The following is a 15,433-nucleotide window of genomic DNA, read 5'->3' as shown; positions in this document are numbered from 1 at the left end:
ACAAAATTTGCGAGCACTATCCATGGTTTTTCCCCATCGCCACCTGCTTGGCATCAACGGGCTGACAGAATTGGATATCGCGTTCCTTCTCGACAAGGCAGACCAGGCTGTCAAGCTCAGCCGGCAGCGCGAGAAGAAAACCTCGACCCTGCGGGGACTGACGCAGATCAACCTGTTTTTCGAGGCCTCCACCCGAACCCAGGCATCCTTCGAGCTTGCCGGCAAACGCCTTGGCGCGGATGTCATGAACATGTCTGTGGGCAATTCGTCGGTCAAAAAGGGCGAGACACTGATCGATACTGCAATGACACTGAATGCCATGCATCCGGACATCCTGATCGTCCGTCATGCCTCGGCCGGTGCTTGCGCGCTGCTTGCGCAAAAGGTGGGTTGTTCCGTCGTCAATGCCGGCGACGGAGCACACGAGCATCCCACGCAGGCCCTGCTGGATGCCTTGACGATCCGCCGGGAAAAGGGGCGCATCGCAGGCCTGACCGTTGCGATCTGCGGCGATGTGCTGCACAGCCGCGTTGCCCGTTCGAACATCATCCTTCTGAGTGCGCTCGGCGCCCGCATCCGCGTAGTCGCGCCGTCGACGCTTCTGCCGGCCGGCATTGAGCGGATGGGTGTTGAGGTGTTTCATGACATGACAGAGGGTTTGCGCGACGCCGATGTCGTCATGATGCTGCGCCTTCAACGCGAACGCATGAGCGGGTCGTTCGTCCCGTCCGTGCGCGAATATTTCCGCTATTTCGGCCTTGATGCGCAAAAACTGAACGCCGCGAAGCCCGACGCCCTGGTCATGCATCCCGGGCCGATGAACCGCGGGGTCGAGATTGCCTCCGAAATTGCCGACGGTCCGCAAAGCGTGATCGAGGAACAGGTCGAGATGGGTGTTGCCGTCCGAATGGCCGTTATGGAAACACTGTTATTGTCTGACAATCAGGAACCTGCCAAGTGAGCGCGATCGCCCTTAAGAACGCCCGTATCGTCGATCCCTCGCAGGACCTCGATGCACAAGGCGACATAGTCGTGGCGGATGGCCTTGTCGCGGCCTGCGGTTCCGCCAGCATCCCGGCCGACGCGCGCGAGATTGATTGCACCGGAAAACTGGTCATACCCGGCCTTGTCGATGCCCGCGTCTTTGTCGGAGAACCGGGCGCAGAACACCGCGAAACGATTGCCTCGGTCAGCCACGCCGCCGCCGCCGGCGGTGTTACGTCCCTGATCATGATGCCGGACACCACGCCGCCGATCGATGATGTGGCCCTGGTGGAATTCGTGTTGCGAACAGCGCGCGAACAGGCCTGTGTGAATATCTTCCCGTCGGCCGCGCTGACAAAGCGGCTTGAGGGGCGCGAACTGACCGAGTTCGGCCTATTGCGGGATGCCGGCGCCGTGATGCTGACAAATGGCCGCCAACCCGTCGGCAATGCGCTGGTTCTGCGCCGGGCCATGACCTATGCGCGTGATTTCGGCCTCGTGGTCGCCTGTGAAACGCAGGATGAGCATCTGGCGGCACAGGGCGTCATGAATGAAGGCTTGTTTGCCAGCTGGCTTGGCCTTGAGGGCGTGCCGCGCGAGGCAGAGGTCATCCCGCTCGAGCGGGACCTGCGCCTCGCCGCGCTCACCGGCGCCCACTACCACGCTGCCAAAATCTCAACATCAGATTCAGTCGATACCATCCGGGCCGCACGTGCCCGCGGCGCGACCGTGACATGCGGCGTGTCGATTAACCATTTGTCGCTGAATGAGAATGACATCGGCGAATACCGGACCTTTTTCCGGCTTTCGCCGCCGCTGCGCGGAGAGGACGACCGCCGCGCCATGGTCGAGGCAATTGCGAGCGGGGATATCGATATCATCGTGTCGTCGCACGACCCGCAGGACGTTGACACCAAACGCCATCCTTTCGCCGATGCGGCTGACGGAGCGGTCGGCCTTGAGACCATGCTTGCCGCTGCCCTACGCCTTCATCACAGCGGTGACGTTTCACTGCCCCGGCTTATCGACGCCATGTCGACCCGCCCTGCCCACATCTTCGGGCTTGATTGCGGAACACTCAAACCCGGTAGCCGGGCGGACCTTGCAATAGTCGATCCGGACGAGCCGTGGATCGTGTCAAAAGAAGAACTGAAATCACGCTCGAAGAACACACCGTTCGAAGATGCCCGTTTTCAGGGCCGCGTGACGGCGACCATGGTCGCCGGCAGCTTCGTCTATGAGGCAGACTAGACCGAACGGCTGTTGGCGAACCGGGATCGTGCTTCAATTTAGGCGCGACTTGCTCTAGATTGCGCTTATTTGAAAACGAGTTTGAAACCGAAAAAGACATTATGGGAAGGGCATCATGCCGGATCCGATAAACTGGCACCTCAGCCTGCCCTTTTTTACTTCAGCGCTCCTGTTCGGGTATCTGCTGGGCTCTATCCCCTTCGGCCTTTTGCTGACACGCGCCGCCGGTCTGGGTGATGTGCGCGAGATCGGTTCCGGCAATATCGGAGCCACCAATGTCCTGCGCACCGGAAACAAGTTTCTCGCCGTTGCCACATTGCTGTTTGACGCACTCAAGGGCACGGCCGCAGTCCTGATCGCCGGCATCTGGGGGCCCGACATGGCCGTGATCGCCGGGTTCGGCGCTTTCATTGGGCATTTGTTTCCGGTCTGGCTGCGCTTTCGCGGTGGAAAGGGCGTGGCGACCTATATAGGAGTGCTGCTAGGCCTCCTGCCGTTGGGCGTTGTGATATTTGCGGTTGTCTGGCTGCTGACGGCTGCGGTTACACGCTACTCGTCATTGGCTGCTCTGATCTGTGCCATTGTCGTGCCCGTTGCGCTCTTCCTTCTGGGTTATATTCAGGTCGCTGAGTTGTTCACCGTGATGAGCGCGATCATCATTGTCAAACATCGCGCCAATATTTCACGCCTGCTGTCGGGAGAAGAAAGCCGGATCGGAGATAACGGCTAATGCAGCATGAGGGTGAGCGCGGTGCTGCGCTCGACGACAATGAGCGCCTTGCCTGGCTTCGATTGATCCGCAGCGAGAATGTCGGCCCGGTGACCTTCAGGAAGCTGATCGCCCGGTTCGGGTCCGCGCAGGCGGCGCTGGATGCAATACCCGATCTTTCCCGCCAGGGCGGACAGGCGCGCACCTTGCGCATTTGCTCGACAGACGATGCGCAGCGCGAATTGGACCTGGCCGAGCGGCTCGGTTGCCGGCTGATCTGCATGCGCGATCCGGAGTTTCCCGATGCGCTTGCATCTGCTGAAGGCGCTCCGCCGGTGATCGCTTTGCGGGGATCCGTTTCATCGCTGCAGAAGCCCTGCGTATCTATCGTCGGCTCACGCAACGCATCCGCCATCGGAGCCAAGATAACCCGTGTTCTGGCGGATGGAATCGGCAAGGCCGGATATTCCATCGCCTCCGGCCTTGCACGCGGCATCGATGCCGCCGCCCATGACGCATCCCTGCAATCGGGTACGATCGCCGTGCTCGCCGGTGGCCTGGACAGGCCCTACCCGCCGCAGAACATTGCGCTGCTGGAAGATATCTGTGCCAGCGGCACCAGTGCCGCAATAAGCGAAATGCCCTTCGGTTGGGAACCAAGGGCGAGAGACTTCCCCCGCCGCAATCGCATCATTGCCGGGCTGGGCCTCGGACTCATCGTGGTCGAAGCGGCCAAGAAATCCGGGTCTTTGATCTCTGCGCGCATCGCAGGAGAACTCGGCCGGCTCGTCTTCGCCGTGCCAGGTTCGCCGCTCGACCCGCGCGCGAAGGGAACCAACGACCTGATCAAGGACGGCGCGATCCTCACAACCGAACCGCAGGATGTCATAACAGCGCTACGGCCGCTTGGCGGCAAAGGTCCGCCGAGGGTGGCGCAACCGGCTCTTTGGGAAGATGAGCCTGACAGCCACACCGCAATAGAACTGAGCGCCAGCCAGCGTACAAATATCAGCGATGCGATGGGACCGGCGCCGGTTTCGATCGACGACCTTGCCCGCCATACCGACGTACCGCAAGCGCAGATTTATCTTGCCCTGCTTGAACTCGATCTTGCCGGCCGCCTTGCCCGGCACCCCGGCGGCTTGGTATCCCTGACACCGGAACCTGGCCATTAATCCTGTTCGTCCATTGTTTCCGCCTGGCGGTTTAAACCGGTCGCCAATTGTACTATTTCAGCGTAACCCGATGGCAGCAGGACGGGTGGATTCGATTGATTTCCAAGGTGTTGCAAACGGGTAATCACGGCGAATTTTCCGCCTGCGGCACTTGACCCGCAGCGTTTCGATGTTCATTTCGTGGCCGGGAATTGCTGTTTTTTAAGGGAATCGGGTGCAAGAAGCAGCCCGTTGAACACCACATCAGAGTGAATTTATGAACGTAGTTGTCGTTGAGTCTCCTGCCAAAGCGAAGACGATAAACAAGTATCTCGGGTCGGACTACAAGGTCCTTGCATCCTTCGGGCACGTCCGTGATCTGCCGGCCAAGGACGGCTCGGTCAATCCGGATGAAGACTTCGACATGACCTGGCAGGTCGACACGGCATCCAACAAACGGCTGAAGGAAATTTCGGATGCCGTAAAGTCGTCCGACGGCCTGATCCTGGCCACTGACCCCGACCGCGAAGGCGAAGCAATTTCGTGGCACGTTCTGGAAGTTCTGCGCAACAAGCGCGGCGTGCTCGGCGACAAGCCGGTCAAGCGCGTCGTCTTCAACGCCATCACCAAACAGGCCGTTCTGGACGCAATGGCCAATCCGCGCGATATCGATGCATCGCTGGTGGATGCCTATCTCGCCCGCCGTGCGCTTGACTATCTCGTCGGCTTCAACCTGTCGCCCGTTCTGTGGCGCAAACTGCCGGGCGCACGGTCCGCCGGCCGCGTTCAGTCGGTTGCGCTGCGTCTGGTTTGCGATCGTGAAAGCGAGATCGAGCGCTTCATATCGGACGAGTACTGGCAGCTGGCCGCACACCTTAAAACCCCGAGAGGTGAAGGCTTCGAGGCACGCCTGGTTTCGGCAGACGGGCAACGTCTGCAGAAACTGTCCATCGGCAATGAGGAAGACGCCACGCGGCTCAAAAAACTGCTGGAAGGTGCCAGCTTCATCGCCGACAGCGTTGAGGCAAAACCGACCCGCCGCAATCCCGCGCCGCCCTTCACGACCTCGACCTTGCAACAGGCCGCTTCGTCCAAACTCAGCTTCAATGCCTCGCGCACCATGCAGGTCGCGCAGCGTCTCTATGAAGGACTGGATATCGGTGGCGAGACCGTCGGTCTGATCACCTATATGCGTACCGACGGCGTGCAGATGGCCACAGAAGCCATCGACGGCGCGCGCCTTGTCATCGCGTCGCATTTCGGCGAGCGCTACCGGCCGGACCAGCCGCGCCACTATTCGACCAAGGCCAAGAACGCCCAGGAGGCGCACGAGGCCATCCGGCCGACGGATTTCAGCCGCACGCCGGAATCGGTGAAGCAGCATCTCGATAGCGATCAGTTCCGGCTCTACGACCTTGTCTGGAAACGGGCGATCGCGAGCCAGATGGCGCCGGCGGAGATCGAACGCACGACCGTCGAGATCACTGCCGACAACAATGGCGAGCGCGCAGGTCTGCGTGCCACCGGGTCGGTGATCCGCTTCGATGGCTTCATTGCCGCCTATACGGATCAGCGTGACGATACAGAATCTGCTGACGACGGCGATGACAGCCGCCGCCTGCCCGCGATAAACGCAAAGGAAGACCTGGCCCGCGAAAAGATCGATGCGACCCAGCACTTCACCGAGCCGCCGCCGCGCTATTCCGAAGCATCGCTCATCAAGAAGATGGAAGAACTCGGCATCGGCCGTCCATCCACCTATGCGGCGACCCTTGCCACGTTGCGCGATCGTGAATATGTGACGATCGACAACCGGAAACTGATGCCTGAAGCAAAGGGACGCCTGGTTACAGCGTTTCTGGAAAACTTCTTCGACCGGTATGTCGAATATGATTTCACCGCCGACCTTGAAGAGAAACTGGACCGTATTTCCGCCGGCGAGTTGAAGTGGAAGGATGTCCTGCGCGATTTCTGGCGTGATTTCCTCAACCACATTGAAGGCACCAAGGAACTGCGGATCAGCAATGTGCTGGATGCGTTGAATGAAGAGCTCGCGCCGCTGGTCTTTCCGACCCGCGAAGACGGATCCAATCCGCGGATCTGCCCGAAATGCGGCTCCGGCAATCTGTCGCTGAAGCTCAGCCGCTATGGGGCGTTTGTCGGCTGTTCCAACTATCCCGAGTGCGCATACACACGTCAGCTCTCGGCCGATGGCGCCGCCGACGATGCGGCAGCGTCGAATGATCCGCAGGATCTTGGAAAAGACCCGCATACCGATGAACCGATTACCCTGCGCACGGGCCGCTTCGGCCCCTATGTCCAAAGAGGCGAAGGCAAGGGCGCCAAACGCTCAGGTATTCCGAAGGGATGGAAACCTGAGGATGTCGATCACGAGAAGGCACTGGCGCTCCTGTCCTTGCCGCGTGACGTCGGCGCCCATCCGGAAACCGGCAAAATGATATCGGCGGGGCTCGGCCGTTACGGACCTTTCCTTTTGCATGACGGGACATACGCCAATCTGGAGTCGATCGAAGACGTGTTCTCCATCGGCCTTAACCGCGCCGTCACGGTGCTGGCGGAGAAGATGGCCAAGGGTCCGGGCAGACGCGCCAAACCGGCTGCCTTGAAGGAACTTGGCGATCACCCCGACGGCGGCGCCATAACGGTTCGGGACGGACGATACGGGCCCTATGTCAACTGGGGCAAGATCAATGCAACTTTGCCCAAGGGCGCGGACCCACAGTCGATTACCGTTGAAAAGGCGCTTGAATTGATCGCGGAAAAGGCGGCAAAGGGCGGCAAGACCAAGGCCAAAGCGAAGACGACGCGCAAGAAAACCACCAAGAAAGCGACGACAACCCGCAAGACCAAGGCTAAGGCCAAGACTGTCAAAGCCGAGGAGTGAGATTGAAGAAGAAATCGGCTCCCGGCGGGCGCAAGCAGGCAACGGGCGGTGTGCCCGATCGGGAAACGGTCCTTCGCTTCATCGCCGAGCATCCCTCACGCGCGTCAAAACGGGATATCGCCAAGGCCTTTTCCGTCCGCGGTCATGACCGTATCGAGCTCAAGGCGCTTTTGAAGGACCTTGAAAATGAAGGCCTGCTGGAGCGCCGGCGCAAGACCCTCGTGCGCCCCGGTGCGCTTCCGCCCGTAACTGTTCTCGACATAACCTCGCGTGACGATGATGGCGACCTGATCGGAAGGCCCGCCGAATGGCCGGACAATGGCACGCCGCCGCCGGCCGTCCTGATCCGCCCCGTTCGCAAGGGAAAGGCAAAGACTGTCGCGGCGGGTATCGGCGATCGTGTCCTTGCACGCATATTCCAGTCCGACAGCGATACAGGTCCGGCCCATTCGGCCCGCGTGATGAAGGTGCTGGACAAGCAGCGCGGCGCGCAACTGGGTGTGTTCCGTGCGACACCGGGCGGTGGCGGACGGATGGATCCCATCGACCGGCGCGATAAGGAAATCATCATCGACGAGGACGACACCGGCAAGGCGCAGGATGGCGATCTTGTCGAAGTTGAACGCAGCCGCTCCAACCGTTACGGCATGGCGCGCGGCAAGGTCCTGAACGTTATTGGCTCCGTTGCCAGTGAAAAAGCGATTTCCATGATCGCAATCCACGCCCATGGCATCCCGCACATATTCCCGGCCGGTGCCCTTAGGGAAGCCGAGACCGCACGCGCCGCGCCCATGGCAAAGCGCGAGGATTGGCGAGAGCTTCCGCTGGTGACCATCGACCCGTTTGATGCCAAGGACCATGACGACGCCGTTTTTGCCGAACCGGACGAAAATCCGGCCAACAAAGGCGGTGTCATCGCCTATGTCGCGATCGCGGACGTCTCGCATTATGTGCGGCCGGCCTCGGATCTGGACAGGGAAGCGCTGAAGCGCGGCAATTCGGTCTATTTCCCCGACCGGGTCGTCCCGATGCTGCCCGAACGGATCTCCAATGAGCTCTGTTCTTTGAAAGAAGGGGTCGACCGCCCTGCCCTTGCCGTACGCATGGTGTTTTCAGCAGAAGGCCGGAAGATCAGCCACACATTCCACCGCGTGATGATGAAAAGCCTCGTCAAGCTCAACTACCGGCAGGCGCAGGCAGCCATCGATGGAGCCCCGGACGACAAAACCGGACCGATCATGGACGAGGTGCTCCGGCCACTGTGGGATGCATATGCGGTGCTCAAGCGCGGGCGTGACAGGCGTCAGCCGCTGGACCTCGACATTCCCGAACGTAAGCTGCTGCTCAAGGACGACGGGACCGTTGACAAGGTCGTTGTGCCGGACCGTCTCGACGCACACCGCCTGATCGAGGAGTTCATGATCCAGGCCAATGTTGCGGCGGCCGAAACACTTGAAAAGAAACGCCAGCCGCTCATCTACCGGGTGCATGACACCCCGTCGCTTGCCAAGCAGGAAACGCTGCGGGACTTTCTGAAAACGCTCAATATTCCGCTCGCCAAGGGCGGGCATCTCCGGGCCAACAGCTTCAATGGCGTCCTGGCCAAGGCAAAGGATAAACCTTACGAGGTCATGGTCAGCGAAATGGTGCTGCGCTCGCAGAGCCAGGCAAACTACAGTCCGGACAATCTCGGGCACTTCGGTCTGAACCTGATGAAATACGCCCATTTCACCTCTCCGATCCGGCGCTATGCCGACCTTGTGGTCCACCGGGCCCTGATCGGCTCCCTTGGCCTTGGCGAAGGCGGTATAACAGAAGAGGAAGAACACGCGCTTGAGGAGATCGCGGCTGAGATTTCGACCTTTGAACGCCGCGCCATGGCGGCAGAGCGCGAGACAGTCGACCGGCTGGTCGCCCACCATCTTGCCGATCGGATCGGCGATGAATTTGACGGCCGGATTTCCGGAGTGACAAAAGCCGGGCTCTTTGTTTCCCTGCAGCAATTTGGCGCAGACGGTTTTATTCCGGTTTCCACACTGGGGCTCGACTACTATATTTATGACGAAACGCATCAGGCGCTGGTGGGTGAGAAGACGAGCCTTGGCTATCGACTTGGCGACCGTGTCGAGATAAGGCTTGCCGAAGCCGTGCCGCTCGCCGGTGCACTTCGATTTGAAATGCTGAGCGAAGGCCGCAAACTGCCGACGGCCACACGATCGTTTCATAAAGCCAAAAGAGGCGCATCCCGTCAGAACGGCGCCCGGAAAAGAAAACGCAGAGGATACTGATATGGTGGACCAAGAGACCGCTCCTGTCCGTGCACGGACCATTCGCCCGCCACGCGATCTCTGGCGCTCGATAGCAAAAGGCTGGTCGGGCCGCTGTCCGCACTGCGCCGAAGGAAAACTGTTCCGTGCATTTCTCAAGCCCGTGGATACCTGCTCGGCTTGCGGTGAGGAAATGCATCACCATCGTGCAGATGATCTGCCGCCCTATCTTGTGATTTTCATTGTCGGGCATATCGTTGTTGCCGGCTACATGCTGTCCGAACCGTTTGTCGACTGGAACAGCTGGCAGCATCTGGCATTGTGGATCCCGGTCACGCTTGTTATGGCGCTGACGATGATCCAGCCGATCAAGGGGGCTGTCATCGGCCTGCAATGGGCCAATTACATGCACGGCTTCGGCGGAGACGAAGACGACGCCGTCGAGATTTACGGTGGCCGGTAATACCCAAACAGATACCGCCGACAAGGGCGATGGCGACCTGAACAAGGAAGCAAAACGCGGGCCCGCCGATGGTCCGCTTCTGCGTCCAAAAGACGCCGCGACGCTCATTTTGATCGATCGTTCAGGATCGGAACCGGCATTACTGATGGGCAAACGGCACACGGCCCATGCATTCATGCCAGATACCTATGTCTTTCCCGGTGGCCGGCGCGACCGCGATGACTGGCGCATACCGGTCAGTGATGAGCTGCATCCCGAGGTCGAAGACAGGCTGATGCGCAGAATGGCCAAGCCGGCAAGTGCACGGGCCCGCGCGCTCGCGGTGGCTGCGATCCGCGAGACCCATGAGGAAGTCGGTATACTGGTCGCCGGCCCCGGACCGGTCAGCAGCCACCAGAACTGGAATGCCTTCGCCAGGCAGAGCCTCGCACCGCGCCTCTCCCCGCTGCGATACATTGCCCGGGCGGTTACACCGCCGGGGCGCACCCGGCGCTTTGATACGCGTTTCTTTGCCTGTTTCCGTGATGAAATCGGACCGGCAGAAGCAGAATCCAGCAATGAACTGCTTGATCTGAGATGGGTAGGCCTCTCGGAGGTCCCGTCAGTCGATATGCCCCGCATCACCCAGGCGATCATAACCGAGCTTGCCAGCGAGCTGGAACGCGATGCCTCGCTTCCCTTCGGGCGGCCGGTTCCCTTTTACCAGGCACGCCATGGCCGCTTCATACGCGAGTTGCTGTAGCAAGCCGCAAAGCCGCTGCTTTTCGATGATGCGGTCTTGACTTTTTCGCCGCGATTTGTAGGTTCCGCCCAGAATTTCGCCGTGGAGCCTTTCCGGCTTTCCACGGCTTCGTTTTTGCAAGGCAGGTACAAAATGGCAAAAGCCACGACAATCAAGATAAAGCTGCAGTCGACTGCAGATACCGGCTATTTCTACGTGACAAAGAAGAACAGCCGCACGATGACCGAAAAAATGGTCAAGACCAAATATGATCCGGTTGCCAAGAAGCACGTGGAATTCAAGGAAACCAAGATCAAATAACTGATCAAAACGCACAAAAAAGGCCGCTTCATTTTGAAGCGGCCTTTTTTATTGGGGGCTGGTCAGCACAGGTTGCGGTACGAGGAGGCCACATTTCCGGCGCCGACCAGCCGACCCCACGACCCAGGAGATGCGGCGGACCTGAGCACCATGGGGTAGACGATTTCTTGGGTAATAGTTCAGAGCGGCAATCCGCCTGCACTTACCCCTATCCACAACATTTGCCCATCATAACAAAAAAATCAACGATTTCTTAACCGTTTTGCCGACGCAATTGATGTCATGGTAAACGGCCGCAAATACCGAATCTGTGATATTTGTTAAGAATCAGACTTTTGTGGCGCGAAGCGCTGATTTGCCATCAAGACGGTGCATAAACAGGTCCGCGGGCCTCAAAAACCCCTGCAACTAGGCTGCTATGGCCACAACCCGGTTTCTGCCCTTCGCCTTGGCCTCAAACAGAGCTTTATCTGCCCGTTTCAAAAGGACTTCTGGTGATTCGCCCGCACTCGAGAGTGTCACAACTCCAACAGAAGCGGTGATTGAAAGCTCCAGCCCGTCAGATCCGATGACAAAAGGAACGTCGGCTATTTCGCCGCGCAGCCTTTCGGCAATTGATTCGGCAACCGGTCCATCGGTATCGGGTAATACGATAATAAACTCCTCGCCACCCTGACGGCAGGCCAGATCTATGCCTCTGATAGCCTTGCGGACACGATTGGCGAACTCCCGCAGCACCTCATCGCCAACATCGTGCCCATGCGTGTCGTTGACAGCCTTGAAACGGTCGAGGTCAATTGCCAGCACTGACAAAACCCGGTCGCGCGCAATGGAGCGTTCAACCAGAATCTGCATGTGGGAATCAAGATACCGGCGATTGTAAAGTCCGGTCAGTGGATCGGTAACCGCCAGCTCGATGGAATGCTGAACGCTGGACCGCAGGTAATCATTGTATCGCTTACGGCGGAACTGGGTATTGCACCTGGCAATCAGCTCGTTCGGATCAAGCGGCCGGATAATATAATCATTGACGCCAAGCTCCAGCGCCCGATTGATGATTGTCTCTTCACCCTGTTCACATACGAGAAGGATCGGGATAAACCGTGTCCGGTCCAGCGAACGCAGTTGTGAGCAAAGGCGCAGAGGATCGTAATCGCTGAAATTCGTGCTCACCATTATGAGCTCATAACCGTTTTCAGCCGCGTCGAACAATGCGGCCTGAGGGTCCGACAGGACCTTGAGATCAGCGCTTTTGCGCAGAATCTGAATAATCCGGTCCTGTGAATTCTTCCGCTGATCGACCAGCAGTGCCTTGCCCCGCACATCATCAATTGCCCGGTTGCCAAGCAGAGTTTCAAGACCGATATCCTGTGCTGCCTGGGCCCGGATACGCAACTCGTCGGTCAGCGCTTTAAGACGCACCAGGCTTTTGACCCTGGCAAGAAGCTGCAGGTCGTTCACCGGTTTTGTAAGAAAGTCATCTGCTCCGGCCCGCAGGCCGCGCACCCGGTCGGATGGTTGATCCAGCGCTGTCACGATGACTACGGGAATATGGGTCGTCGCACTGTTGGATTTCAGCCTTTCGCAGACTTCAAATCCATCCATGCCTGGCATCATGATGTCCAGAAGCACGAGATCGATGTTGCCCTCGTTGCAAATCGCCAGGGCGTCCTCACCATTGGTGGCCGAAACAACATCGAAATACTCGGCCAGAAGCCGCGCTTCCAACAGTTTTACGTTTGCTGGAATATCATCAACGACCAATATGCGGGCAGTCATATTATCTTTTCCTCGGTGGTTTATCCGTCGCCCAGATAGTTCTTTATCGTTTCGACAAATTTGGGCACCGATATCGGCTTGGACATATAAGCCTCGCAGCCACCCTGTCGTATCCGCTCCTCATCACCCTTCATGGCAAATGCCGTGACTGCGATGACCGGAATAGTATGCAGTTCGTCGTCGGCTTTCAGCCTTTTGGTGATCTCCAGACCCGAGACCTCCGGCAACTGAATGTCCATGAGGATGAGGTCGGGTTTGTGCTGGCGTGCTAGTTCCATCGCCTCCAGCCCATTGCGGGTCTGGACGGTTTCATATCCCGATGCTTCGATGAGATCACGAAAGAGCTTCATGTTAAGCTCATTGTCTTCCACGATCATAACCCGTTTCGGCATTTGCCGTACCCAGCCCCGTTCTAACTTGCCCTACCGCCGGCAACGATTATGCTTCCGGCAGGTCGAGTCTCCCATAGCTCGAGAACAGACTAGTCCAATTTGGTTGAGGAAAAGCAAATTTCGTGAAAGCAAATCAAAGCAATTCCGAAACGAACGATAAAACACAGATGCTGGCCGTCGACATCCTGTCATGGATTGCCTCGGATGACGACATGATGAACCGTTTTCTGGCAATTTCCGGCCTCAGCGTCGAAAATCTGCGCGAGGCCGCCAATGAACCTGGCTTTCTGGCCGGTGTGGTCGGATTCCTGACCGCCCACGAACCAAGCTTGCTTGCCTATTGTGAAGCGCGCGGCATCGAGCCGGAAACCGTGGCCTCTGCATGGCGGGCACTGGGTGGCGATTCGCATTATGAAACAAGCATATGACCGAGAATTCTGACGTTATCGGGCACGACGAAATAAGCCTCAGCGAGAGGCCGTTGATCGTGTGCGACGTCGACGAGGTGGCGCTTGAGTTTCTGAATCCGTTTTCAGCCTATTTGCGGGCGAACGGTTATGAACTGCTTCCCCGGTCGTTCCGGCTGACCGGCAACATTGTTTCGCTGGACCGGCATCAGGAGGCCTCCAGCGAAACGGTAAACCTGATGCTTGACAGTTTTTTTGCCGAACAAATGGACTGGCAGACACCAGCTGCCGGCTCGGGCAAAGTCCTTGCCAGCCTTGCCGACCACGCCGACATCGTCTTTCTGACCTCAATGCCGACACGTCACTACGAGGTGCGGCGTTCACTCCTTGACCGTCACGGACTGAACTACCCCCTCATCGCCCTCGAAGGTGATAAGGGACCGGTTCTGAACCGGATTCACAGCGGCCGTGATCATCCCCTCGTGTTCATCGACGACCTGATCTTCAATCTGCATTCGGTCAGAAAACACGCACCTTTCGCTACGGCGATCCAGTATATGAGCAACGATGTTTTCCGCTCGATGGCGCCCGACCCCGGCGATGACATTATCGTCGCGAGCGATTGGCCGCATATCGAGGAAATCATACGTCTAGAATTGGATACTTGATCGGGCCGCGGCCGAGGCGTAAACCGTATGTGTTCGATCTTTGTTCTAGTGTGGTGGCATGATGCGGATCAGCAAACAGGATCCGAATACCGGCTTTTGCCGTGACTGCCTGACCTATCAGGAGGTTCCGGAGCACCGCTGTGTTCATTGCGGCAGCCCCCGTGTTTTGCATCACCGGGAACTTTATGATCTGACCGTTGCCCATATCGACTGCGATGCCTTTTACGCAACGGTCGAAAAACGCGACAATCCGGAGCTTGCCGACAAACCTGTGATCATAGGCGGCGGAAGGCGCGGCGTTGTCTCGACGGCCTGCTATCTTGCCCGCATCCATGGCGTCCGGTCAGCCATGCCGATGTTCAAGGCACTGAAAGCCTGCCCGCAAGCCGTCGTGATCAAACCCGATATGGAAAAGTACAGCCGCGTTGGCCGTCAGGTCCGCGAGATGATGCAGGAGCTGACACCGCTCGTGCAGCCGATTTCCATCGATGAAGCATTTCTCGAACTTGCCGGAACCGAGGCGCTGCACCGTAACCCGCCTGCCCGCACTCTGGCGGCATTTGCCAAGCGCGTCGAGGAAGAAATCGGCATCACCGTTTCCGTCGGCCTGTCCTACTGCAAGTTCCTCGCCAAGGTTGCTTCGGATCTTGAAAAGCCGCGTGGATTTTCCGTCATCGGCGAAGCCGAGGCAGTCGATTTTCTCAAGTCCATGCCCGTGACGACCATCTGGGGCGTCGGAAAGGCTTTCGCGGCGACGCTGGAGCGGGACGGAATCACCATGATCGGACAACTGCAGGAGATGGAGGAAAGCGATCTCATGCGCCGTTACGGCGTCATCGGTCAGCGCCTTTACCGCCTGTCGCGCGGTCAGGATGCCCGGCAGGTGCACACGCGCGACAGCGCCAAGAGCGTGTCGGCTGAAACCACCTTTAACAGCGATCACGCGGACCGGGACACACTGGCCGCAGTGCTGCGTTCTTTATCGGAAAAGGTGGCGCGCCGGCTGAAGAAAAACGATATCGCCGGTCACACAGTCGTTTTGAAGCTGAAAACCACAGACTTCAAAATCCGCACACGCAACCGGCGTCTTGAGGACCCGACCTGCCTGGCGGACCGCATCTTTCATACCGGCCTGTCCTTGCTTGAGCGTGAACTGGACGGGACAAAATACCGGCTGCTCGGCATCGGCGTCTCCGACCTGACGAATGCAGATCTCGCCGATCCGCCGGATCTGGTGGATACCGATGCGGCAAAGAGGGCCGTCGCCGAGCGCGCCATCGACAAGGTCCGCGACCGGTTCGGCCGCCACGCGGTCGAGACAGGCTATACGTTCGGCAAGAACGAACGCGCCCGTCCGCAGCGCGACATGGATGCCGTTGATCCGGAAAAGGGTGACAGCGAAGCAGGCTGAG

At 58.7% G+C, this 15,433-nt stretch carries 14 protein-coding genes; 12 read left to right on the top strand and 2 right to left on the bottom strand.

Annotation, left to right across the window (positions count from 1 at the left end; all coding sequences use genetic code 11):
• Positions 1-22: 22 nt before the first annotated feature.
• From OQ273_RS06855 to rpmG, 9 genes are all read left to right on the top strand, one after another.
• Positions 23-961: an aspartate carbamoyltransferase catalytic subunit gene (locus tag OQ273_RS06855; RefSeq protein ID WP_267989722.1), complete on the top strand. Its 939-nt coding sequence runs from the start codon at positions 23-25 to the stop codon at positions 959-961.
• Positions 958-2,235 (top strand): dihydroorotase, encoded by a 1,278-nt coding sequence (locus OQ273_RS06850; protein WP_267989721.1) that lies wholly within the window; start codon positions 958-960, stop codon positions 2,233-2,235. Before OQ273_RS06855 ends, OQ273_RS06850 begins: the two co-directional genes overlap by 4 nt.
• Positions 2,236-2,350: 115 nt before the next feature.
• Positions 2,351-2,965, top strand: coding sequence for a glycerol-3-phosphate 1-O-acyltransferase PlsY (gene plsY / locus OQ273_RS06845; protein ID WP_267989720.1), 615 nt, complete (start codon positions 2,351-2,353; stop codon positions 2,963-2,965).
• Positions 2,965-4,119: a DNA-processing protein DprA gene (dprA, locus tag OQ273_RS06840; protein WP_267989719.1), complete on the top strand. Its 1,155-nt coding sequence runs from the start codon at positions 2,965-2,967 to the stop codon at positions 4,117-4,119. Before plsY ends, dprA begins: the two co-directional genes overlap by 1 nt.
• Before the next feature lie 256 nt (positions 4,120-4,375).
• Positions 4,376-7,003 carry a type I DNA topoisomerase gene (gene topA, locus OQ273_RS06835; RefSeq protein ID WP_267989718.1) on the top strand — a complete coding sequence of 876 codons (2,628 nt, stop codon included), beginning with the start codon at positions 4,376-4,378 and terminating at the stop codon, positions 7,001-7,003.
• On the top strand, positions 7,000-9,291 hold the full coding sequence (gene rnr, locus OQ273_RS06830) for a ribonuclease R (protein WP_425493353.1): 2,292 nt from the start codon (positions 7,000-7,002) through the stop codon (positions 9,289-9,291). Before topA ends, rnr begins: the two co-directional genes overlap by 4 nt.
• Position 9,292: 1 nt before the next feature.
• Positions 9,293-9,733 carry a DUF983 domain-containing protein gene (locus tag OQ273_RS06825; protein ID WP_267989716.1) on the top strand — a complete coding sequence of 147 codons (441 nt, stop codon included), beginning with the start codon at positions 9,293-9,295 and terminating at the stop codon, positions 9,731-9,733.
• Positions 9,723-10,475 carry an NUDIX hydrolase gene (locus OQ273_RS06820; RefSeq protein ID WP_267989715.1) on the top strand — a complete coding sequence of 251 codons (753 nt, stop codon included), beginning with the start codon at positions 9,723-9,725 and terminating at the stop codon, positions 10,473-10,475. Before OQ273_RS06825 ends, OQ273_RS06820 begins: the two co-directional genes overlap by 11 nt.
• A 132-nt stretch (positions 10,476-10,607) precedes the next feature.
• The gene (rpmG, locus tag OQ273_RS06815; protein WP_267989714.1) at positions 10,608-10,775 is read left to right on the top strand and encodes a 50S ribosomal protein L33; all 168 of its coding nucleotides are present in this window, start codon (positions 10,608-10,610) and stop codon (positions 10,773-10,775) included.
• A 408-nt stretch (positions 10,776-11,183) separates the two neighbouring features.
• Here the strand turns inward: rpmG and OQ273_RS06810 are convergent, their stop codons facing one another.
• Together OQ273_RS06810 and OQ273_RS06805 are read right to left on the bottom strand one after the other, a co-directional pair.
• Complete coding sequence (locus tag OQ273_RS06810; RefSeq protein ID WP_267989713.1) at positions 11,184-12,554, bottom strand: PleD family two-component system response regulator; 1,371 nt, start codon at positions 12,552-12,554, stop codon at positions 11,184-11,186.
• A gap of 20 nt (positions 12,555-12,574) precedes the next feature.
• On the bottom strand, positions 12,575-12,946 hold the full coding sequence (locus OQ273_RS06805) for a response regulator (RefSeq protein WP_267989712.1): 372 nt from the start codon (positions 12,944-12,946) through the stop codon (positions 12,575-12,577).
• Positions 12,947-13,068: 122 nt separating this feature from the next.
• On the opposite strand from OQ273_RS06805, the gene OQ273_RS06800 reads away from it, so the two are divergent.
• The 3 genes from OQ273_RS06800 (at position 13,069) to OQ273_RS06790 (ending at position 15,432) form a co-directional block, all read left to right on the top strand.
• Positions 13,069-13,374 (top strand): DUF3572 domain-containing protein, encoded by a 306-nt coding sequence (locus OQ273_RS06800; protein WP_425493352.1) that lies wholly within the window; start codon positions 13,069-13,071, stop codon positions 13,372-13,374.
• A complete protein-coding gene (locus OQ273_RS06795) occupies positions 13,371-14,021 on the top strand; it encodes a hypothetical protein (protein WP_267989711.1) in 651 nt (216 codons plus the stop codon). Before OQ273_RS06800 ends, OQ273_RS06795 begins: the two co-directional genes overlap by 4 nt.
• Before the next feature lie 61 nt (positions 14,022-14,082).
• The gene (locus tag OQ273_RS06790; RefSeq protein WP_267993040.1) at positions 14,083-15,432 is read left to right on the top strand and encodes a DNA polymerase IV; all 1,350 of its coding nucleotides are present in this window, start codon (positions 14,083-14,085) and stop codon (positions 15,430-15,432) included.
• Position 15,433 lies beyond the last annotated feature (1 nt).

This window comes from Hoeflea prorocentri (assembly GCF_027944115.1).
GTDB classification, from domain to species: Bacteria; Pseudomonadota; Alphaproteobacteria; order Rhizobiales; family Rhizobiaceae; genus Hoeflea_A; species Hoeflea_A prorocentri.
The sequence above is the reverse complement of the archived record's forward strand: the minus strand, read 5'-3'. Positions and strand labels throughout refer to the sequence as shown.